Raw genomic sequence first — 21,305 nt, forward strand, 5'->3', positions numbered from 1 at the left:
CTTATGATTCTGTTAATCTTGCTCCCAATATGCGTTAGTTCATTCCAACTTCAAATTTTCCTTGTCCTGTGAATGTTCCTGTGAATTTTCCTGTAAATTCACCTTATTATCCTGGCATTTGAAGCTTTGAACACAGCATATATTTCCCTGCCTGGTTCGAGCCCGAGCATTTCACATGAAGTCGGCGTAACCACGACTTTAATTTCTGCATGTCCCATATCCATCTCGACCACGACAAGATGTTCCTTTTTGAAAACTCCTGAAACTTTTCCTTTCAAAGTGTTTCGGGCCGAACTTTCCATGACCCCTCTGGCAAGAATAACCTCTTCCGGGCGAATAGAGACAGCGACCTCTTCTCCGGGCTCGGCAGGGTCTGATGAATAGATTTTCAGTCCTTCGGCTTCAATCACTGTAAGTTTTCCTTCGAGAGCCTTTACCTTTCCCTCAAGCACGTTGGTGCCCAGAAACTCGGCCACGAAATCAGGAGAAGGTCGCCTGAAAACCGATTCAGGGTCACCTGACTGCATAACTTTCCCTTTCCTTAATACGACCACGCGGTTCGCCAGAGCCCAGACGTCTTCAAAATCGTGGGTCACATGCAAAACAGTAGTACTGTACTCACTGATCGCTTTTTTCAGCATCTTCCTGAGCTTTTCTTTTGTTCTTGCATCAAGGGCGCTGAAAGGTTCGTCCAGAAGGAGCAGTTTTGGTCTGACTATAAGGCTCCTTGCAATGGCTGCCCTTTGTTTTTCCCCTCCGCTCAGGGTACCTGGTTTTCTGTATAGCAACTCACCTATCTCGAGGACTCCGGCAATCTGCCTTACTTCAGCCTCGATCTGCTTTTTGTCTCTGAGCTTTTTTCGAATTGCATATGCTATATTTTCGAAAACATTCATGTGGGGAAAAAGCATGTGATCCTGATACACTATGCTTATCTGCCTCATATTCGGAGGAAGATCGGTAATATCTTTTCCTTCGAGAATAATCCTGCCCTTTTCAGGACCGTAAAACCCTATTATGGTCTCAAGGAGAAGGGACTTCCCGCTTCCTGTAGGGCCTATCAAAGTCAGATAATCTCCTTTTTCGGCTTTGAGCTCTATCCTGTCGAGTTCAAAACCCCCTACATCAAGGCAGAGGTCCCTGACTTCAAGAAAACTCACAGCCTCCCCCCTTCAAACCTTTCAAAGCTGAGGATTGCAAGAAAAGCAATTCCCATGAGCAAAATTCCACTTGTGATTGCCATTTCCAGATTTCCATAGGAAATGTTCAGGTAGAGGGTCACAGGCAGAACTTCGGTATACATATATGATCCCCCTGCCAGCACCAGCACTGCTCCAAAAGCCCCTATACAACGAGCAAAGGTGATCACTCCTGAAGCAAAAAGCCCACTCTTTGCCATTGGAAGAGTCACGTGCCTGAAGGTTTCGAATTCCCCGTACCCAAAGCTCCTTGAGACCAGTTCGTATCTTGGGTTGATGTCTTCAAAGGTAGAGTAAATAATCCTTATAGCATAGGGAAAAGCTACAAAAAACTGGGCAATTATTATCCCGAGATTGCTGAAGGTTACCTTTATCCCCACAGCTTCAAGCGCAGGCCCGAGAAAGCTCTGCCCGAAAAGAAGCAGGAGGGCAAGGCCCATTACCAGTTCAGGAAATGCCATAGGAAGCCCGAGTACGGTTTTTATAATGCTTTTTCCTGGAAAGGAGAAACGTGAAAGGGCATAAGCTGTCGGAATTGAACAGCACATTACAGAAAATGTTGAGATTGAAGAGGTCAGCACGGAAAGTTTCATTGAATAAAGCATTTCTTCCGAAAGCAGGGCTGAAAAGATTTCTGATGGACTAAGGACGAAGAACAAGGTTCCTATGGATAAGAAAAGCAAAAAAGTGAAGAACAGGGCAATGCCCACTGTGAGTTTCCTGAACCAGGAGTATTTCATACCCGGGTATTTTAAGAACTGCATGGCTCAAAGCCCCATTTTTCCCAGGTGGCCTTCGCTTCATCTCCTGCAATGTAAGTGTTAAATGCTTCTGCCAGTTCAGGGTCTTCTGTATATGTGGAAACTGCTGTGGGTATGGTCTGTATTTTATTCTGTTTTTCAGGGATAGAGATTACTTTGAGTTTTCCACTGGCTTCACTCCAGTTTGCCATATCTTCCCATATAATTGCTGCATCCGCATCTCCGGACGTGAGGTAAATAAGGAGCTGATTTACTGTTGCAGTCTTGACAATTGTGTTATTCTGTACTTCAGGAAGGATTCCTGCCTGTGTACAGATCTTTTCCGAGACCCTGCCTATTGCAGGCCCATTCGGGTCTCCAAGAGCCAGCTTTACTCCGGGTTTTGCCAGGTCCTCGAGTTTGCTTATGTTTGCAGGATTTCCCGCAGGTACTGCGATAACCGGGATATGTCGGGTCAGGTTTTCCACACTGTCATTGAAAACATAATTCCTTTCCATAGCCTGTTCAGTGTAGTGATAGTCTCCGGGAATGAAGACATCGCACTCCTTAGAGGTCAGAAATCCGAAGATTTCAGCACTTCCTCCATAACGAACCTCGATATCTGCTCCAGTTTCGTTTTCAAAATTCCCAATCAATTCATTCATGGGCTTTATAAGTCCTGCTCCGGCACAAACAGTGAGCTTCTGTCCCTCAAATTCATTTTCCGAATAATTAGAAGCAGGACCATGAGACATTTTTTCAGTACATCCGGAGCCAGCCATAACCATAGCCATAACCATAGCCAACACCATGATAATTATGAATGCGCAGACCTTTTTCATGCAAAACCCTCACATGGAATTTAGACGATATGTCTGAATATGCATAACGATTAATAGGACTTATTATAAAAACATTTTATATAAATATAATTGGAGAGTGGTAAAAAATCTTATTGTTCTCCGGACCAAGATATAAAAAAGTAAAGAAGTGTATTTTTTCATTTAAAGGTCAAGTATTCGATGCCTGTAATCTTCTAATTCTTCAGCTCCCCTTTCCCTGGACATAAGGCTCACTTCGTAAATTATATGAGATGGAAGCACGTTCATCCCCATATATTCAAAAATGCAATGAGTTATTGATTCCATATGCTTATTCAGGTCTCCGTGGGCCCCTCCCTCAGAATACATTGCTTTCGGAGCTCCGGTAGTTGCAACAATCATTGCGGATTTTCCTTTAAAGAGCCCGGTATCGTAGTCATTATTCGTAACCGGGTTGAACCCAAACCCAGGAGCCAGAACGCGGTCGATCCATCCTTTCATTATAGCTGGCATGAAAGTGAAATAAATAGGGAACTGGAAAATCAGAAGGTCTGCCCACTTTACCTTTTCCATTTCCTCTTTAATATCAGGCGCAAAAGCCCCTGTTTTAGAGGCCTGGATCGCTTCAAAGAAAGGCTTGAAAACGTCCTGCTTTTTTCGTTCAGGAAAATCCGAAGCTTTCAAGACAGGATGAAACTTCATTGCATAAAGGTCCGAAAGCTTTACTTCATGCCCTTTCTCCTGCAGGGCAGCAAGTGCTGTTTCCTTTAAAGCGCCGTTAAACGATTTAGGTTCCGGGTGTGCGTAAACATAAAGAACTTTCATTTCATTCCCCCAAATTATATATTAAATTCATTTTCCAGAATAAAAAAGTAAGGTCGTTTAACTTTTGAAGCGACAGGAAACGAAAAACTACGCATCTGAACCTGCGGAATCAGATAAGATTCAAACGAATCTCATCATCCTGGGTTGAGTGCAACTGTTGACCCTCAATAGTTACGCCGGTTGATCATGCTGACCACCTTGTTGCTTGAACGCCTGGGTTTTCGGTCAAACCTTTTTTGAAAAGGGTTTTCGGTCAAGCCTTTTTTGAAAAGGGTTGCGGACAAGCAGTTTTTTGAAAAGGGTTGAGGGAAAGCAATTATTTCAAAAGGCTTGCCTCACAGAGTACCTTTAGTGCTTTTTACCTCATTGCCCTCGATTTTTACAGCACGTTTCATTGCATAGGCAAAAGCCTTGAAAAGAGCTTCGATTTTGTGATGGTCATTATCGCCATAGACACTCGCATGGATGGTAATTTTTGCATTTGAGGCCAGCGTTTCAAAGAAGTGCTTGACAAGCTGGGTACTGAATTGTCCTACCTGAGGAGATGAAAACTCAGCTTTCAGGACAAGATAACTGCGTCCGCCTACATCCAGGGCGACCTCGGCAAGGGCTTCGTCCATTGGAATTCTGGCCTCCCCAAAACGGGCAATTCCTGCCATATCTCCAAGCGCCTCTGCAAGCACTTTTCCGAGAACTATTCCTGTGTCTTCCACAAGGTGATGCTCGTCCACGTACAGGTCGCCGTCCGCACGTACTTTAAGGTCAAACTCTGCATGCCTTGCAAAAGAAGTAAGCATATGGTCAAAAAACCCGATCCCTGTGTTAATATCGGCAATCCCAGTGCCGTCAAGGTTCAGCTCAAGCTGGATATCGGTCTCTTTTGTTTTGCGGGACAATCTGCCTGTTCTCATACAGCATCACATTCTCTTTAAATTTATAAATACTTTCTATCTGGCTACCGTGAATTCCTTTCTATGTTTTTCCGGAAGATTGAAAAAGTGGAATTATGCCTAAGGTCTCTGCCAGGAAGTAAAAATAAGGTTCAGATCACTCATGCCGGATTATTTCAATCGCTGCTTCAAGTGTGAACCTGCCTGTGTATAGAGCGCTGCCTACCACCACTCCTGCTGCCCCAGTTTTCTTCAGGACCTGAAGGTCTTGAAGGGAACTTACTCCTCCAGATGCGATTACCGGAATGCTGACAGATTCCACAAGTTCTTTTGTAGGGACAGGATTTACGCCCTGCATAAGGCCTTCGGTATCGATATTTGTAAAAAGCAGGCTGCCTGCACCCAGTTCTTCAAACTTCCTGCCCATTTCTACAGGAGTTTGTGAGCATTCCTCAGTCCAACCTTTGATAGATATTTTTCCGTTTTTTGCATCCAGGGCAACGGTCACACGTTCGCTTCCAAAGGCATTTGAGAGCTGTTTTACAAGGTCCGGGTTCTGAAGCGCAGCCGTTCCGAGAATCGCCCTCGAGACTCCCAGTTCAAGCAGAGAAGCTGCGTCCTCAAAACTCCGAATGCCTCCTCCAACCTGAATCTGCACCCCTTTTTCCTGGCATGCACTCACTATTTTTTCGATTATAGGGGCGTTTTTACGCTCTCCTTCAATTGCTCCGTCCAGATCTACCAGATGCAGGGTCTTTGCCCCTTTTCGAACCCAATCAAGAGCAGCTTCAACAGGATCGTCAAGGGACACAATCTCACTGCCAGGCACTCCCTGCACAAGCTGAACGCACTTTCCGCCCCTCATATCCACTGCAGGAATTACTTCAAAAACCAAAGTCACATCTCCGACACGTCTTTGAGAAATCTCATTCTATCTTTGAGAAATCTCATTCTATCTTTGAGAAATCTCATTCTATCTTTGAGAAATCTCATTCTATCTTTGAGAAATCTCATTCTATCTTTGAGAAATCTCATTCTATCTTTGAGAAATCTCATTCTATCTTTGAGAAATCTCATTCTATCTTTGAGAAATCTCATTCTATCTTTGAGAAATCTCATTCTATCTTTGAGAAATCTCATTCTATCTTTGAGAAATCTCATTCTATCTTTGAGAAATCTCATTCTATCTTTGAGAAATCTCATTCTGTTAAATCCCATTCTGTTTGTCTTGCCTGAAAACCCATTTTCCGGATTTTTTCCTTTCAGGGCATTATTCTTTCGATAGGTACGACAAGAACGTCACGCGCACCAACCTTCTTCAGCTTATTTACAATGGTAAAAATCAGATCTGCGTCCACAACAGCATGAACTGCAAGGATGGATTCTCCGGGCAATTTGCTGGACTCGACCTTCATAACCGTCGGACCTGACATTCCTGGAAGGACTTCTTTTACTGCTTTGAGGGAAGACTCGGGAACATTCATCATAAGATAACGCCGATGCTTTGCATTTAGCACGCTCTCCAGTGCAGTTTTTATGTCCAGAATTTTTTCCTTTTTCTTGAGGCTTTCCTTATTTGCAATCAGATAGACTGTGGAAGAAAAAACGGTGTCAATAGGCTTTAAATGATTAATCAACAGAGTGGTTCCGGAACTTGAGATGTCCACGATTGCATCCGCTATTCCCACATGTGGAGTCATTTCACAGGCTCCGCTAACCTTTATAACCTCAACATTGATTCCAAGATTGTTGAAGTACTGGCGTGTGATTTCCGGGAACTCGGTTGCAATCTTTCGGCCTTCAAGATCCTCTGCTTTCTGGAAATCAGAGTCCTCAGGGACAGCCAGAACAAGGCTAGCCTTTCCGAATTTAAGGTCCAGAAGAGTTTCAACCTTTGCTCCTCTTTCCGTAATCAGATCTATGCCTGTAATACCTACGTCTGCAGCCCCATCCTGTACGTACTCAGGAATGTCAGCAGCCCTGGCAAAGAGGATATGGATATCCGGATCGGTAGTTTTTGCAAAAAGTTTTCGACTTTCGGCCCCTCCACTTATTGGGAGCCCTGCATCTTTGAAAATAGAGATTGTGGGTTCGTAAAGGCGCCCTTTATTGGGTATTGCAATGCGAATCATCTGTTATGTCCTCTATAAATAATCTGCCGGGAGGTGTTTTCCCGGGTAAGCTCATCAAAGTAAAAACATTTATCCAGAATACTCTAGTATAATATAGACTTCACGGTAAGATCTCATAGAAGTTTTCCTTTAAGAAAGGCAAGTCCATAGATAAAAAGCCTACTCATTACGAATTAATTTTGATGACAAATCAGTAAACTTCCAGAATTGAAGGTAAAAAATCGTTTTTAGAGTAATTATTACCTTTAGTAATTAAGGAGGGGGAAAAATTATATAGTCATAGTAATTTAATAGGGAAATGAGTTTTGAAGTATATATTAGAAATTATTAATGTCAGAGTAACAAAAGAATTAATCACAACAGAGTGCTAAGTATAGCAGACTGATGGTACAACTGACCGAAAAATAGTAAATCAATAACATTCCCATTTAATAATAAAAACTATTATCGATTTTGAAAAAAGAGGATCTAAATGGCCCGAAATATCAAAGTGGAGGAGCTCTTCCAAACTCCTATTGAGAAACAGAGGATAGAGCTTGTAGAACGCAAAGGGATAGGGCATCCTGATAGTATATCAGACGGACTGGCCGAAGCCGTAAGTCGCGCACTATGCAGGGAATACATAAGCAAATGTGGAGCCGTACTCCACCATAATACTGACGAAACCCAGATTGTAGCCGGGAGGTCCAGCCCAAAGTTCGGGGGCGGAGAAATACTGCAGCCTATATATATTCTACTGGTAGGCAGGGCAACAAAGGAGTTTGAGGGGGTAGATCTTGCTACCGAGTCTGTAGCTCTACAAGCTGCCAGACGCTATCTTAAGAATACCCTTGTAAACATGGATCTCGAAAGAGATGTCATAATGGACTGCAAACTCGGGACAGGGTCTTCAGACCTGAGAGATGTCTTCAAAAGAGACAGGATTCCGGTTGCAAATGATACCTCATTCGGGGTTGGGCATGCTCCATTTTCCGAGCTTGAAAACCTCGTATATAACACCGAAAGGCAACTGCTCACAGACCTTAAGTCGCGCATGCCTGGAATCGGAGAAGATATGAAGGTCATGGGACTCAGGGATGGAGAGGACATAACTCTTACAATATGCAGCGGCATGATCGGGAGATATATTGACGACCTTGACAGCTACATAAATATGACCCAGGAAATGCAGACTTATGTTGAGGAGATGGCAACCATGTATACTGAGCGCAATGTAAAGGTCTGCATCAACACAGGAGATGACCTGAAAACCAGCTCTGTTTTCCTCACAGTTACAGGCACTTCAGCTGAAATGGGGGATGACGGCTCGGTAGGGCGCGGAAACCGCTGCAATGGGCTGATCACGCCAAACAGGCCTATGAGTATGGAGGCAACCAGCGGAAAGAACCCGATTAACCACATCGGTAAAATCTACAACCTCCTCTCGACCCAGATGGCCCGTGATATTGTAAAGCAGGTTCCGGAAGTCCAGGACGTTTACATAAGGCTGCTTTCCCAGATCGGAAAACCAATTGACCAGCCACTCGTAGCAAGTGCGCAGATTATCCCCAGAGAAGGCACTTCTTTTGCAAAGGTCAAAGCCGAAGCCGAAGTTGTCATGGATGACTGGCTTTCCAATGTGACAAAGATTACCGAAATGGTAATTAAAGGAGAATTGAACACTTTCTAAACAAGGAAAACATTATCGAGAAGAACCTTTGGGTTCTTTTCATAATACTTTTATTTGGACTAGTTTTAATTTTAGTGTATAAATTAATAAGAAGTTACTCATTTTTGATGTGAAATCCGGGGATTTAAGATTAAAGCTGGTTATTTTTAGGCATAATAAGTTTATTTTCAGGTCAAATGTGGGCATTTACTGGAAAACAAATTTATTTTTAAGAACTGGAGAGTAACATCGAGTTATGAAAACACTCCAGAGAACTCGTAAGAGAACTCATGAGAGAACATTTGAGAGTCTAGAGTAAAGTAGGCTATAGAATGAGTTTACATGCTCAAAATATTCATAAAAATGCCCCTATAGCCCATATCTAGCGTAAAACATATATATCATCACCATATATGAGATGGTGCACTCAAGCAGTGCAACAGTGGAACAATAAACATTGTCCCGCCTTAACTCAGTGGTAGAGTGCGCGGCTGTAGTTCGGCTCGTGCGGGTAAAATTACCCGTACATTTCCGCGCAGGCACCGCGATGTCCCCGGTTCGAGTCTGGGAGGCGGGACCTAAACAATTTCCAGAATCGAAAAGCTTCAACGGGAACATTTATATATTAAAAAAGCGTTTATGTTTTGCTCGCAACGCGGGTGAAAAACAATAGCAAAAGACACCGAAGTGTCCGGATAGTGTAGAGGCCTATCATGGAGCCCTGTCGAGGCTCCGACTCGGGTTCGAATCCCGGTCCGGGCGTTATTGACTAAATTAAAGCTCGATTGTCACTAATCGAGCGAAAACTTTTTTTTATAGTATTTTATGAGAATTTATTATTAGGCAGTGCTTCCAACACAAATAGAGAAGTTTTTTAAAAAGATTTCATATCCACATTAGGAATCTATTAATTCCTGAAAATTTTATTAAACTGTTTATTCTTACTACAATTCTAACAAATTTCTTCTTGCGGCAGTGTAGCGAAAGTTCTGTAAATTATGATTGACTCTGTATCCTTTTTCTTCATCACAAAAAATAGGAAGCAGAGTCAATGGTTAATCTATTCTCATTCATAAAAGATTATCTTGTCGATCAGGAAGATGGAATTCGCCAGCTAATTACCTGGTTTTAAAACCTTGTCATGGAGGAGGAAGCCCTTCTCCAAGCCGGTGCACAACGTTATGAACGAACTACTTCACGAAAAACTAGTAGAAACGGCTACAAACCCCGAACTCTCCTTACCAAATATGGAGAACTCGAATTGTTAAAGCCCCAATTCCGTGAATTTCCCTTTGAAACTCAAGTATTTGAAAAGTACTCCAGGGTTGAAAAGTCCATTTTAGCCGCTGTAGCGGAATCTTACCTTCAAGGTGTTTCCACCCGACGGGTGGAAAAGGTCATGACTGCTTTAGGAGTAGAGGGAATCTCAGCTTCTTCTGTTTCCAGAATTACTAAAGAACTGGATGAGAAGGTTGAAGAATTTCTTTCAAAGCCAATAGAACATGAAATTCCTTACCTTTTTGTTGATGCTACATATCTCAAAGTAAGAGACGGGCTTCATTATGAAAACAAAGCTCTTTTTGTAGTTGCTGGAATAAGAGATGACGGTTTGCGTGAGATTCTTGGAGTAAGATTGGCAGATAGTGAAGCCTCTATATTCTGGCAAGATCTATTCGAAGACCTTAAAGAAAGAGGATTAAGAGGTGTGAAGTTAGTTGTTTCTGATGGTCATAAAGGAATACAAAAAGCAGTTACAGAATCCTTTATAGGATCAAGCTGGCAGATGTGTCACGTTCACCTGATAAGACAAGCTCTAAAAAAGGTTCCAAAAAAGAAACAGAAGGAAGTATCAGAGAAAATAAAAGAAGCACTGGTAGACCGTCAGAAGTTACAGGATTTGATCAGAGAACTGGATAATATGGGATATAAAAGTGCAGCTGACACTCTTGAACATTTTCAGTATGATGTAATGAACTACATGCAGTTTCCACAGAGTCATTGGAGAAGAATAAGGACAACAAATATGATGGAGAGAACTAACAAGGAAATAAAAAGAAGAAGCAGAGTTGTGGGAGCATTTCCGAATCAGGAATCAGTATTGAGACTAGTAGTCTCAATACTGATTGATATAAATGAAGACTGGATTACAGGAAACAGGTATATAGTAATGGAGCAGTAATCAAAAAAGAAGAATCAGGGGTATAGAGTCAAATTTACAGAAGATTAAGCACACTGCCTTCGGCAGGTCGACATTTCATTTTTTATAATTTTATTGATGTCGATTTGGAAATAATTATCCCTTGTCGTATGTAGTTATTAGGTTTACATATGATCCAAACATAATCTTTCATGCTAAACTTTGATAGAAAAAGGATTCAGTGTTTATATATATCGTTGGAGTTGAGCCACACGTTAACCAGCTTTAACTCTGCTAGATAATTATCAAATGTTGAAAAACAATATCAAGAAAAATATTCAAATTCTTTATGTCGACCTGCCGAAAGTAGGTTGAAGGCAGGGATTCCAGAGATTGAGATTTACTCTCGTCAGGGACATGCTCACATTACAAGTCTTAGGCATTATCAGAGCTTGTCTTTTACTGATTACGAAATGAGATATATAGAAAAGAGACTCATTGAATGGGGAATTCTTAAAAGGAGAATTTGAGTGAATGTTGCCCCATAACATTAGCCCTAAGTCGGGTACTGTAAAGTCTTGGGGAGCTATGAATATCTCTCAATTAGCATTGAACCTATGAAATATCATCTTCCTAAGACTTTACAGTGCCTGTTTTGTGAGGAACTTTAAAATACGAACATTCTATAGTAAAACCAGTGCTTAGTAATAAAACGAATTCACAGAAGATTATACACTACTTTAATATATAACAGAACAAAACAAACACCAGGGACAACTAAAGCTTAATGGAAAGAAATCAATTCCTAAACCACTGTGTCCAAAGCATAGTGAATATCTGAAAAGAATCTATAAAAGAGAGAGAATAAACAGTAAGTGGCGATATTCCCCGTATGGATGGGCTTGCCCTTCGTCATCCTGCGATTACATAATAAAAGATTTTGTGGTGCTAAAAGAAGAAACCGAATCCACGAACGAGCTAGAAAACTATTGAATTACGGAAAAGGAGGAATAAAAGCATGACTGAAATGACAATAATTGAAGCACTTGAAAAACTCGCAGAGCTCAACAACTACGAAGAAATTTTAGTAAAAATCAAAGATGATGAACCTACTTTAATTGATTTAGAAATTGATGATATCCGAAAGTTCGCGGATGATCCGGACCAAACTTTTAATTTGATAGTCACAGAGTACACGATACGAGAGCTAGATGAAAACGGAAATGAAAAGTTAGGAGAACCTCTGTATAGAGTGGTTAAATAATCTATTCTTTTTTCAAAACTTAAGTATTTGTTCAAAACTGATAACATAAAAGAGGTTATAGATTATGGCCAAATAATTGAGGATTATCCAGAAGACGAACCATGTCCGTCAGCTTTGTTTTTTGCATATTCTGAGGGTAGACCCTGTCATGTTGTGGTAGCAGAATGTGAGGATCATGCAAGAATTATTACAGTATATATCCCGGAAAATAATAAATGGATAGACTACATATTTAGGAGAGATCAAAGATGAAACCTGACAGGTGCAGTTTTTGTAAAGGTAGACTTGTTGAAGGTAAGACAGAATTTGTGGCAAAAATCGGAGAGCAGATCATTGCCATTAAAGATGTTTCTGCCTACATATGTGAAAACTGCGGAGAAGCATATTATACCCCAGAAGTTTCAAGGAAAATAGATATTATTATGAAGAAATTTTATGAGTCCAAATTGCTCTTGCATCCAGTGGCTGCCGGAGAACTAAGTTTCGATGAAATTTTAGCGTGATTTGTATATTTACACGCTATCAGCTCATGAAATTTAATTATTTATCTTTGTATGTTGAAGGTAAACCTTCTTTTCGTTTATATTCAATACATAGGTTATAATAAAAGCTATGTATTTTTACGATTTTTAAGCTCAAATTTATTCAAAAATTGAAGCTAAACCGTGCAAAATGCAACATGTTTTACAATAAAACCTGTGCATAATGGGTAAAATCAAAGTTTACAGAAATTATTGTACACTAGCCTTTTAAACTCATTACTTTTGAGTAAAAGTAAAAACTTTTCTAAATACGTTTGAACTCATCACTTCCGAATCCATTCCATACTTTCTTCATATAATCTGTAGTATTCATCGTCTGTGAGGGTTTCGACTTCCTTGCCTCATCCATTCCATACTTTCTTCATATAATCTGTGGTATTCGTTGCTTTTGGGACTTCCGCCTTTATTCAAGCATATTCGGATAACGCTAAACACAACCCGAAATGTTACCTCACATAAAAAAAGAAAGAAAATTAAGTTTCCAAAGTAAAGTATATCTTCTATCATTTTCTTAATACTTCCTCTTTTTTCACATACTCTGTACCCTTACCAGCAAACTGGATAAATAAAAAAGATATAGGCATTCCACATCTAATATTAGAGTTTATTAGGGTCACCTTGATTCTTACGAGCTCTCTTTTGCCTTAACAGGTATATTAAACTTATCTGAGTTTATATAAATTCTCATATTATACGAGCAGTATTTAAAGTAAACGTAGCATATAAAAAAATAGAACTAGTGATTACTGCGAAAAAATGTAGAGTTGGAAAGGTAGAGCTGGAAGAATGAAAGATGGAAATTGAAGCTGTCAAGTCTGACGATCCTCAGGAAGAGCTGGATATCATACAGGAAAAGTTAGAAGGCACCAGAGAAAAAATGGAGCTTGAAACCCTCGATTTTATTGAAGCTACCAAAAAATTCACCTCCGAATGGATTCAAAGAGAAATTGAAATAGCTGCCCACTCTCCAGAAAATGCAGCTTTTCCTGAGAACTTAAGACTTCATAACAAAAAACCCGGGGAATCAAACTTAGACCTGAAGGGGCTGTCCCTCAAAATTTCAGATATTGTAGAAACTCATCTTAACCACGGCGATTACTGGATCCATAGAAACGCACTGTTTCAGCCTGATATTTCCAGAGACTACATGGAATTTAAAAAGGAAAAAATTAGAAAGGAACTGAACTCAAGCGTTCGAAGAATTCTTGGCTGCGCTACCGAGCTTTTCTGGAAAATCGAAAAAGGAGAAACTGAGAATAAAGCCTGGGTAAACGAGCTGGGGAGAAGAAAATATGTGTGTTTTCTCAGGTTTTCGGATGAAATGACAGCCTCTCTTAATCGTTATTTTGGGATGCTTGAGGAGCTTTTTGTTCTGAAATATGAAATTAAAGAAGAAATCTTACGGATGGAAGGAAAAAAGCCCTGACAATAAGACCTTTATGCACAAAGCTAGAATTACCCTTCATGACCGAACCAGAGTTCAGTATAAAGAAGGCCCTTGAAGAGGCAGGCACCGATGCCTATCTTATGACAGGGAATCTTCACAATTCAGATATTTATTACGTAACCCGCTTCCTGGCTTCCGACGATTTTGCATATCTGCAAACCGACGAAGAAAAAGAGATACTTTTTATTTCGGATATGGAAAAAGGGAGAGCTGAGATCGAGTCAAGGGTTTCAACAATAAAAACATTGCAGGATCTTGGTTATAGAGAGAAGATGAAGGAGAAAAAAGATCCATCTATTGCCTATGCAGCCTGCATATCCGAGCTGCTTGCGAGAGAAGGAATTAAGAAAGTCGCAGTGCCATACGATTTCCCGGTATTTGAATCAAATTACCTTAAAGAAGCGGGATTTTCCGTAGTCCCAATAAAAAGCCCGTTTCGAAAAATCAGGAGTTTGAAGAGGCCGGAAGAACTTGAAGCCATAAAGTATGCCCAGATGGCCGGAGAAAAGGCTATGGAAGCCGCGATAGCCTTGATATCAGAAGCAGAAGAAAGGGACGGCCTTCTCTATTACTCAGGGGAAGTACTGACAGGAGCTAAAGTGCTTTCGGTTATAGATCATACCCTTCTGGACTATGGATGCGAGGCAGAAGAAACTATTGTTTCATGTGGCAAGGATACAGCAAATCCCCATGGAACGACTGACGGCCCTCTGAGGGCAAACGCCCCAATTATCCTGGACATTTTCCCGAGAAGCAAGAAAAAACGATATTTTGCGGACATGACGCGCACAGTCCTGCATGGAAAAGCTTCGGAAGAGCTCAAAAAGATGTATGAAACTGTACTTGCAGCCCAGAAAAAAGGCTTTGAAATGGTTAAGCCAGGAGTAAAGGCATCTGATGTGCATAATGCTGTCTGCGATTTCTTCGAAGCGCAAGGTTATGACACATACCGAAGTGGTGCAAAGGTAGGTTTTATCCACTCAACAGGACATGGGGTAGGGCTCGACATACATGAACTCCCAGGAGTCGGAGAAAATGGGGTTTTACTTGAGGTAGGCAATGTGATCACTCTCGAGCCTGGTCTGTACTACCCTGAAATCGGGGGAATACGAATTGAGGATATGGTCCTGGTCACCGAAAATGGATGTCAGAACTTTACAGGGCTGGAAAAGAGATTTGTAGTATAAAAGAATTACAATTGAAAGGATTTGTTATATTTATATTTAAATGACAATATTTAATTTGCTCAAATCGAAGATAGTCTGTTAAAAGAAAAGATTATCCACAATACACTCAGGAAAACTGTTAAAGTTTCAGTACTTTCAGATAAAATTGCAATAAGACTTTAATAATTCAAGTATGTTTCAGTAAAATTACAATTTATCAATAATTCTAATAAGATTTCAACAAGATTTCAATAAAACTCCAATAAATTACAATAACAATATTCACAAGGGGTAATATGACCGATAATGTGCACAATAAGCAAGATATCCTTGAGAAATATAGGGAAGCAGGCAGGATTCTGAAAATTGTCAGGGCCGAAGCCGTGGAAATGGTCAAGGTAGGAAACACTCTGCTGCAAGTTGCAGATTTTGTGGAAAACCGGACTATAGAGCTAGGAGGTAAGCCTGCATTCCCATGCAATATTTCAAGAAACCAGGAGGCTGCACATGCAACCCCTAAGATAGGCGATACTGACGTTTTTGGGAAGGATATGGTTAAACTGGACCTCGGGGTCCACGTAGACGGATATATTGCAGACTCGGCTGTAACTGTTGACTTATCAGGAAATTCCGACATTACGAAAGCCGCAGAGGAGGCTCTTGCCGCAGCCATTGACCTTGCAAAGCCAGGAATTTCTACCGGGGAATTAGGAGCTGCAATCGAGAACAGCATTCGCGGTTACGGACTGAACCCGATAATGAACCTGACAGGTCACGGGCTTTCCCAGTACGAAGCCCACGATGATCCTGCAGTCCCCAACCGACATGTGGAAGGGGGAGTGATTCTAAAAGAAGGAGACGTGCTCGCTATCGAGCCTTTTGCAACGGACGGAGGCGGTGCTGTCCATGACGGAAACTGGGCCGAGATATACAGCCTTATAAGGAAAAAGCCTGTCCGTTTGCCTGCAGTCCGGAATGTCCTGAAACAGGTTGAAGAATACAGGGAATTGCCTTTTGCAAAGCGCTGGCTTGAATCCGATAAACTGGATTTCGTATTACTCCAGCTCGAAAAGACAGGAATTATTCACTCTTATCCTGTACTTCTCGAAAGTTCAGGAGGGCTTGTAGCCCAGGCAGAACACACTATAATAATAACCCAGGACGGCTGCGAGGTTACAACAAAGTAAAACCTAAAAAATGAAGAGAAAATGAAATTGAAAATAGAGAGAAAACTAGATAGAGAATAAATTAAAATAAGTTGTAAATAAATTGAAAATGAACCGGGACTAAAAAGATGGAGAGAGTAAAGGTTAGCAAAAAGCCAGAAAACTAAAAAACTAAAAAACTAAAAAAACATGAGTTGAGCGCCTTGAAAGGATACAATCTTTTTTTAACCGGTTTTCTGATAATAACCCTTTTTATGCCTGCCTTTCTGGCAGAGCCCTGTACCGCTGCCTTTGTACCCAGCAATAATATTACGCTGGAAAGGGGAGGAATGACCTGGGAATATCAAGAACAAATTACGGGCAATGAATCTATTGTCTTCAGGAGTTTCATAGACCTGGAAGCAGGAAACAGTGATAGATTTGTTAATGCATGGGAAATCCTGAAAGCAGGATCTATTCTCAGAGATAAAATGGAAGAATCTATAAAAACAAAACCTGATGTGAAACTCAATGGCACTTCAGAGCCAGTTAAAGTAACAGATGTTGACTTCGTACTCTCAACAGAAGCTCTGGGCAAGATTCAAAAAACCTCATCAATTACTAATTCTGCAACTGTAAGTTATATTTTTGAGAAACCTATTGATCGGGAAGCGAATATCTGGCTGATGGGCACCCCGACCTCGAGTGTCACAATCAATCTGCCTGCAGGCTTTGATGTCGAAAGGACAGAAGGGCTGAATAGCAAAAGTCAGGAATATGAGAACAACACCACAGTTCTTAAAGGCACTTTCAGCTCGGAAAAAAATATAACTCTCTGGATTTCTGAAAATGAAACCTACAAAGCCGAGATGCAGGAAAGAGAAAGAATCATTGAGCAGAACGCAGAAAACAAAACCAATGCAACCGTAAATAAAACCGGAGCTGCCGGAAAAGCCGTAGAAGTCAGTAAATCCTCTGGATTTTTCAAAGACATCTTTATATGGTTTTATCAGGTAGTCCAAAAAGTTAATCTGGTTTAAAACTATTCTGAAAAATATGCTTATTGAACAGATTCAGCTTGAAAAAGGGTGTGCTCTTGGCCTCCGCTTTGAGATGCAAAAATACTCTCTTCTGGTTATAAGAGCGGAGAAAGGCTTTCTGATGTGCGGATACCTGAATGTAAATGCTGCAGAGGCACTTGGGGACACGGCAGCGAAGGTAAAAGGCGTACAGAGTTTTGAAGACATGCTCAAAGCCCAGGTCGTTGAAGTAACCCAGTTTGCCAGGGAACTCGGGGTCGAACCCGGAATGACTGGCAGGGAAGCTCTGGAAAGGATGTTTTGAAGGAAAGTTGTTTTTAACTGAAAAAATTATTTTTATCCAGTAAATTATATTTAACTGGAAGAATCCCTTTTTAAAAGAGTTATTTTTAGCTGAGAGGACGTTAGATTCTGTTCCAAAATCTAGTGATTTTTGCATTTTTGGATTGAAAATCTGAATTCGCAAGAAGAATCCAGTTATCATCAAACTTTGCTTTCAAAGATGACTGATTTTACGTTATCCTGCGGCTTTATCTGTGTATGCCTAATAAAAGAATAATCCTACCAATAACGATTCTATTACGATGGCAGATATTTCTCCAGATTCAGAAAAGAAAATAACGATGCTTGTTTAGTGTCCATTTCTTCCACAATAATTTTGCTTTTTTTGGATTCTTTTTCCTGAACTACTGCAATCTTAATTTCAGACAGTTTTTCAATCAGTTGTTTCATAGAAAACCCATATATCTTTGCTTCCCAGGCCAAATATCTGTAGAAAAGCAGGCCAATCATAGCCAAAAATACATGAACCCTTATATTTTCATCCTTGTGGTGATAAACTGGTCCTACAGGGACAAGTAAATGGTCGTTCAACAGCTTAAAATCGTCTTCAACAAGATTTTTACTGTTATATGTTTTCACTATCTTTTTAGTATGCCACTCCTGCTTATCCGTAAACAGAATATTCTTACCAAACGTTTTTTCACACCTTTTTTCGTTTTCCTCATCAACCCAGAACTTCAACTGAGGTTTTTTCTTACCTTCAGGAGCTGCAATTATTTCGTATTTTATGACAGTCCTGAATTTTTTCAGAATAATTTCTGAAACTTCATTTTCTACACTGCTTCTGTTTCTCTCTTTTCCTTTACTGCTTTCTAATCTTCTCTGCAGGTCTTGGAGTTGATCAATTATTTTTGATTTGTTTGTTTCATAAGTGCTTTTTTGAAGTTTGTAAGTCCCTTCATTATAGGTAATTACGGTTGTGAATTCTGTTCCGTAGAACTGATGTTTTGTCCGGCACCCAAAAATCTCGCTACCTTTTGTGTTTTTATACAAGTAATTATACCTTGAAAGTGGAACATCAAGGAGTTCCTCAGCCTGATTTGCTTTTGCGGCTCCTACAAAACTCATTTTTGAGATTACCTTTTCAATGTTATCCTTAGAGTTGTTACCTTTATCGAAAACAAGAACAAGATCTTCCTTCAGAACAGATATTTATCAGTCAGTCGATTATGATTTGTTCTACATGCCCGAAATCTCCGATCAGGAACATTTCCAGGATAAGTTCGTGAATAAGGGTATATTGTTTTCATTTACAGCCAGTGATACACAAATTTGATTTTTGTCTTTACGATGCTTTTTGTTATATCCTTTATGAAGCAGTTCACTTTTTTCATCATAATTAGTGGCAAAGGTAAACCAGTTTGATTCATCAACAAACATTATTGATGGAGTTAACCCCTTCTCAACAAGAACCCGACAAAGGTCGTCTTCAATCTTTTTCATCGTATCTGAATCAATGTAACTCATTTGGTTCAGGAAATTCTGGCAATTTAGTTTGTGAGGAAACTTCCACATGAAAGATATTGGGGATTTTTTGAACCAGTCTTCGATCCCGTTTTCACTTAAAATGCCGTGACTTTTCCCAATTATATCGAGTAAAAGGTATTCTCCAACACTCAATCCATCTATTAATTTTTTGTCAGTATGCTTGTTTACTATGTCAATGAATCCAAGTTCTTCATTTACATGAAGGAGTGCGGCAAGCTTGCCGTACTCAAAAGACTTAAGTTTATCATAAGGCATCGATTCACATTGTTTTTTCATTTCAAGTATTTTTTCTGCACTACCCAGATAAATCTGAAAAACAGTCTTTACCTTTCCGTTAACCCTGGCAGCTTCTACAATGTACCAGTAAGGTTTGCCTTTGATAAGTTTCTTTCTCAAAAATACCATACTCTTTAATTAGGATCAACATTTATAAATACTTTTCCAATTAAATCGTTAGTATTAGACCTTTTAAAGTGAATTTAGTAGTTAGGATCAACAAATTAAAGAGAAATGAAAAGGCATCTGATAGTGGTTTTGAGGAGAAATCCAAGCAAAAATCGCACTTCTTTGAAAGTAAAGTCAAAACCAATATTCGATATCTAAAGACTTCAATTCTTAAGTCGTATCACAAGGATTGTGACTAATTACAAGGTCCAATGATTTTGAACTTTACATTCATCACTAGATTTTGGTACTGAGTCGGACGTTAGCTAAAAGAATAATTTTAACTTATGAGCCTGTCTCAAAACTTAGAATTATGCTGTTAAATTTCCAATTTAGAGTAATTAATCGGTCTTCTGACCAGGAAAATAGTTCTTATTAATGTGGAATCATTGGTCATCGGTTAAGAAATTCTCATACCTGAAAGCTATCGATTTTGCATTAGAGGTCGGCTTTAAATTTTGGCCTGTTTATATGAAATCGGTTCTCTATTCCACCTCATAATTTAGAGAAATATTTGACAAATGTTGTGGAAATGGAGACAATTTATCACAATTCCTCAATTAGCCAAAAACACATGAGAAACAATCAGGTATTATGGCCTTCAATGCATCACTTTGTGCTTAAGAGCCTTTATCTTTCTTCTGTTGTTTTATTACGTATCCTATAAGAAAAACGCCCAAAATCCAGGATGATGCTAATAATCGACCATCACGTAGAGATATAAAATCTAATGTTCCGAAGATAAGACATAAAACTCCAAAAAGAAAAATTAAACCATATATTGACTTCAATAAAAATCACCCATATCATTTACTTAGATTACATGTTTTAACCTTTGTACAGTAATCTCAAAACATAGTAATCAGAATGCAGATCATCACCATATAAGCATGTGGCACTTAAAAAAATACTTAACTTTTAGTAACGTATAAAGCAGCATGAATAATGAAACTGCAATCTATGGCTCTAGTGCTGCAGAAAAAACGGTTTCTAGTCATGTTGTAACAGTATATGGGATACCTGTTATATACATTGTAATTGGCGCCTTAGTAATATTAGCTATTTTATATCTATTCGGTAGGGTGAAAAGAAAGGATTGCCACCATTTGATGAAAAAATCGAACTACCTGAAATTGTTTATTGCTTTCTTTGTCCCGTTGTTCTTATATAACATATATAATATGTATAACAGTTTTTGGCATTACGATATTTACAACAAATCATGGCATAATAGTTTCTGGTTTACTGATCCTATTTTTATTGTTATAACTACAAGCACTATATCGTTACTGGAAGCTATCATCCCATATTTATTCATAACTCTGAGTATACTTACAATGAAATGTTATCGTAAATCGTCTTAAAGACGATCTTAAAGATTCATTGCAAAAATATCAGAATAAGCATGTAAGAGCCTATTCGAAAAGTCAGTAAAAAAATGTTGAAAACATCGGTTAAGGAATTTTCTTGCCTGAAAGCTATCGATTTTGCACTGGAAACCTGCCTTAAATTTTGGACGATTTACATGAAATCGATATCCTTTTCCAGCTTTTAATTTATAAAGATATATGAGATGTGAGAAGATTAACTCAATTTGTCATGATTTCTCACTTAACCGAAGACGCATGAATGAAAATTCAAAACATAGAGAAAAAGCAAACATTGTATAGAATTCTGAGAAAAACCGACCTGAACTTAGAAATTTAATTTTGATATTGGTATTTGTTGAAAAATAAAATGGAGAATTAATATCTCCTGAAGTACTGTTTATTGACAAGCTTCCTGTATAGAAGCTTCCTTTTTCTTTGCGGTACTGATCCCAAGAATAGAATAGAGAGTGCAGTGCCTCAGAATTGAACTGCAAAGCCCCGTAAAAGCCATCACCACAACAATCCACTTCCAGGGAAATCTTTTTACAAGACCTGTTGACAGTGCAAGAGTTGAAAGTACCCCATACATAGTTCGAAACAGGAGATCAAAGCCTCCTACATTCTCTTCCAGAAACAATTTTTTGATACTCATCGGACAAAACCCC

17 protein-coding genes, 2 tRNA genes and 2 pseudogenes are annotated in these 21,305 nt (G+C 39.6%); 12 read left to right on the forward strand and 9 right to left on the reverse strand.

Annotated features, from left to right (window positions below; translation table 11 throughout):
• Window positions 1-98: 98 nt before the first annotated feature.
• The 7 genes from MSVAZ_RS17600 to hisG form a co-directional block, all read right to left on the reverse strand.
• Window positions 99-1,160 carry an ATP-binding cassette domain-containing protein gene (locus MSVAZ_RS17600; protein WP_048123100.1) on the reverse strand — a complete coding sequence of 354 codons (1,062 nt, stop codon included), beginning with the start codon at window positions 1,158-1,160 and terminating at the stop codon, window positions 99-101.
• Window positions 1,157-1,963 (reverse strand): ABC transporter permease, encoded by an 807-nt coding sequence (locus MSVAZ_RS17605; RefSeq protein WP_198146767.1) that lies wholly within the window; start codon window positions 1,961-1,963, stop codon window positions 1,157-1,159. The genes MSVAZ_RS17600 and MSVAZ_RS17605 overlap by 4 nt, the downstream gene beginning before the upstream one ends.
• The gene (modA, locus tag MSVAZ_RS17610; RefSeq protein ID WP_048123102.1) at window positions 1,951-2,781 is read right to left on the reverse strand and encodes a molybdate ABC transporter substrate-binding protein; all 831 of its coding nucleotides are present in this window, start codon (window positions 2,779-2,781) and stop codon (window positions 1,951-1,953) included. The genes MSVAZ_RS17605 and modA overlap by 13 nt, the downstream gene beginning before the upstream one ends.
• 162 nt (window positions 2,782-2,943) lie before the next feature.
• Window positions 2,944-3,585 carry an NAD(P)H-dependent oxidoreductase gene (locus MSVAZ_RS17615; RefSeq protein WP_048123104.1) on the reverse strand — a complete coding sequence of 214 codons (642 nt, stop codon included), beginning with the start codon at window positions 3,583-3,585 and terminating at the stop codon, window positions 2,944-2,946.
• Window positions 3,586-3,920: 335 nt separating this feature from the next.
• Entirely contained in the window at window positions 3,921-4,496 is a 576-nt protein-coding gene (gene hisB / locus MSVAZ_RS17620) for an imidazoleglycerol-phosphate dehydratase HisB (protein ID WP_048123106.1), read from the reverse strand.
• Window positions 4,497-4,632: 136 nt separating this feature from the next.
• Window positions 4,633-5,370: a 1-(5-phosphoribosyl)-5-[(5-phosphoribosylamino)methylideneamino]imidazole-4-carboxamide isomerase gene (hisA, locus tag MSVAZ_RS17625; RefSeq protein ID WP_048123108.1), complete on the reverse strand. Its 738-nt coding sequence runs from the start codon at window positions 5,368-5,370 to the stop codon at window positions 4,633-4,635.
• Window positions 5,371-5,737: 367 nt separating this feature from the next.
• Window positions 5,738-6,607, reverse strand: coding sequence for an ATP phosphoribosyltransferase (hisG, locus tag MSVAZ_RS17635; protein ID WP_048123115.1), 870 nt, complete (start codon window positions 6,605-6,607; stop codon window positions 5,738-5,740).
• Window positions 6,608-7,079: 472 nt separating this feature from the next.
• Here hisG and MSVAZ_RS17640 point away from each other — a divergent pair, with 472 nt between their 5' ends.
• From MSVAZ_RS17640 to MSVAZ_RS17695, 12 genes and pseudogenes are all read left to right on the forward strand, one after another.
• A complete protein-coding gene (locus MSVAZ_RS17640; protein WP_048123117.1) occupies window positions 7,080-8,276 on the forward strand; it encodes a methionine adenosyltransferase in 1,197 nt (398 codons plus the stop codon).
• 440 nt (window positions 8,277-8,716) lie between these two features.
• A tRNA-Tyr gene (locus tag MSVAZ_RS17645) sits at window positions 8,717-8,832 on the forward strand.
• A 112-nt stretch (window positions 8,833-8,944) separates the two neighbouring features.
• Window positions 8,945-9,017 (forward strand) — tRNA-Asp (locus MSVAZ_RS17650).
• A 240-nt stretch (window positions 9,018-9,257) separates the two neighbouring features.
• Window positions 9,258-10,434 (forward strand): annotated as a pseudogene (locus MSVAZ_RS17655) (IS256 family transposase).
• Window positions 10,435-11,410: 976 nt separating this feature from the next.
• Entirely contained in the window at window positions 11,411-11,656 is a 246-nt protein-coding gene (locus tag MSVAZ_RS17660; RefSeq protein WP_229394561.1) for a hypothetical protein, read from the forward strand.
• Between the two features lie 27 nt (window positions 11,657-11,683).
• A complete protein-coding gene (locus MSVAZ_RS17665) occupies window positions 11,684-11,908 on the forward strand; it encodes a DUF4258 domain-containing protein (RefSeq protein ID WP_232316149.1) in 225 nt (74 codons plus the stop codon).
• Complete coding sequence (locus MSVAZ_RS17670; RefSeq protein WP_048123121.1) at window positions 11,905-12,159, forward strand: type II toxin-antitoxin system MqsA family antitoxin; 255 nt, start codon at window positions 11,905-11,907, stop codon at window positions 12,157-12,159. The genes MSVAZ_RS17665 and MSVAZ_RS17670 overlap by 4 nt, the downstream gene beginning before the upstream one ends.
• An 832-nt stretch (window positions 12,160-12,991) precedes the next feature.
• Window positions 12,992-13,624 (forward strand): hypothetical protein, encoded by a 633-nt coding sequence (locus MSVAZ_RS17675; RefSeq protein WP_048123122.1) that lies wholly within the window; start codon window positions 12,992-12,994, stop codon window positions 13,622-13,624.
• A gap of 38 nt (window positions 13,625-13,662) precedes the next feature.
• Entirely contained in the window at window positions 13,663-14,832 is a 1,170-nt protein-coding gene (locus tag MSVAZ_RS17680; RefSeq protein ID WP_048123123.1) for a M24 family metallopeptidase, read from the forward strand.
• A gap of 275 nt (window positions 14,833-15,107) precedes the next feature.
• Window positions 15,108-15,998, forward strand: coding sequence for a type II methionyl aminopeptidase (map, locus tag MSVAZ_RS17685; protein WP_048123126.1), 891 nt, complete (start codon window positions 15,108-15,110; stop codon window positions 15,996-15,998).
• A 182-nt stretch (window positions 15,999-16,180) separates the two neighbouring features.
• On the forward strand, window positions 16,181-16,996 hold the full coding sequence (locus MSVAZ_RS17690) for a hypothetical protein (protein WP_231592308.1): 816 nt from the start codon (window positions 16,181-16,183) through the stop codon (window positions 16,994-16,996).
• A gap of 16 nt (window positions 16,997-17,012) precedes the next feature.
• Complete coding sequence (locus MSVAZ_RS17695) at window positions 17,013-17,300, forward strand: YunC family protein (RefSeq protein WP_048123130.1); 288 nt, start codon at window positions 17,013-17,015, stop codon at window positions 17,298-17,300.
• 275 nt (window positions 17,301-17,575) lie between these two features.
• On the opposite strand, the pseudogene MSVAZ_RS19845 reads toward MSVAZ_RS17695, so the two are convergent.
• A pseudogene (locus MSVAZ_RS19845) lies at window positions 17,576-19,231 on the reverse strand (IS1634 family transposase).
• A 1,806-nt stretch (window positions 19,232-21,037) separates the two neighbouring features.
• Window positions 21,038-21,292: a YgaP family membrane protein gene (locus MSVAZ_RS17710; RefSeq protein ID WP_048123137.1), complete on the reverse strand. Its 255-nt coding sequence runs from the start codon at window positions 21,290-21,292 to the stop codon at window positions 21,038-21,040.
• Between the last annotated feature and the right edge of the window lie 13 nt (window positions 21,293-21,305).

Source organism: Methanosarcina vacuolata Z-761 (assembly GCF_000969905.1).
GTDB lineage: Archaea > Halobacteriota > Methanosarcinia > Methanosarcinales > Methanosarcinaceae > Methanosarcina > Methanosarcina vacuolata.

Coding starts and splice junctions, on each gene's coding strand:
- MSVAZ_RS17605 (WP_198146767.1), bottom strand. CDS start 1,963: ATGCAGTTCTTAAAATACCCGGGTATGAAATACTCCTGGTTCAGGAAA.
- modA (WP_048123102.1), bottom strand. CDS start 2,781: ATGAAAAAGGTCTGCGCATTCATAATTATCATGGTGTTGGCTATGGTT.
- MSVAZ_RS17615 (WP_048123104.1), bottom strand. CDS start 3,585: ATGAAAGTTCTTTATGTTTACGCACACCCGGAACCTAAATCGTTTAAC.
- hisB (WP_048123106.1), bottom strand. CDS start 4,496: ATGAGAACAGGCAGATTGTCCCGCAAAACAAAAGAGACCGATATCCAG.
- hisG (WP_048123115.1), bottom strand. CDS start 6,607: ATGATTCGCATTGCAATACCCAATAAAGGGCGCCTTTACGAACCCACA.
- MSVAZ_RS17640 (WP_048123117.1), top strand. CDS start 7,080: ATGGCCCGAAATATCAAAGTGGAGGAGCTCTTCCAAACTCCTATTGAG.
- MSVAZ_RS17660 (WP_229394561.1), top strand. CDS start 11,411: ATGACTGAAATGACAATAATTGAAGCACTTGAAAAACTCGCAGAGCTC.
- MSVAZ_RS17670 (WP_048123121.1), top strand. CDS start 11,905: ATGAAACCTGACAGGTGCAGTTTTTGTAAAGGTAGACTTGTTGAAGGT.
- MSVAZ_RS17675 (WP_048123122.1), top strand. CDS start 12,992: ATGGAAATTGAAGCTGTCAAGTCTGACGATCCTCAGGAAGAGCTGGAT.
- MSVAZ_RS17680 (WP_048123123.1), top strand. CDS start 13,663: ATGACCGAACCAGAGTTCAGTATAAAGAAGGCCCTTGAAGAGGCAGGC.
- map (WP_048123126.1), top strand. CDS start 15,108: ATGACCGATAATGTGCACAATAAGCAAGATATCCTTGAGAAATATAGG.
- MSVAZ_RS17695 (WP_048123130.1), top strand. CDS start 17,013: ATGCTTATTGAACAGATTCAGCTTGAAAAAGGGTGTGCTCTTGGCCTC.
- MSVAZ_RS17710 (WP_048123137.1), bottom strand. CDS start 21,292: ATGAGTATCAAAAAATTGTTTCTGGAAGAGAATGTAGGAGGCTTTGAT.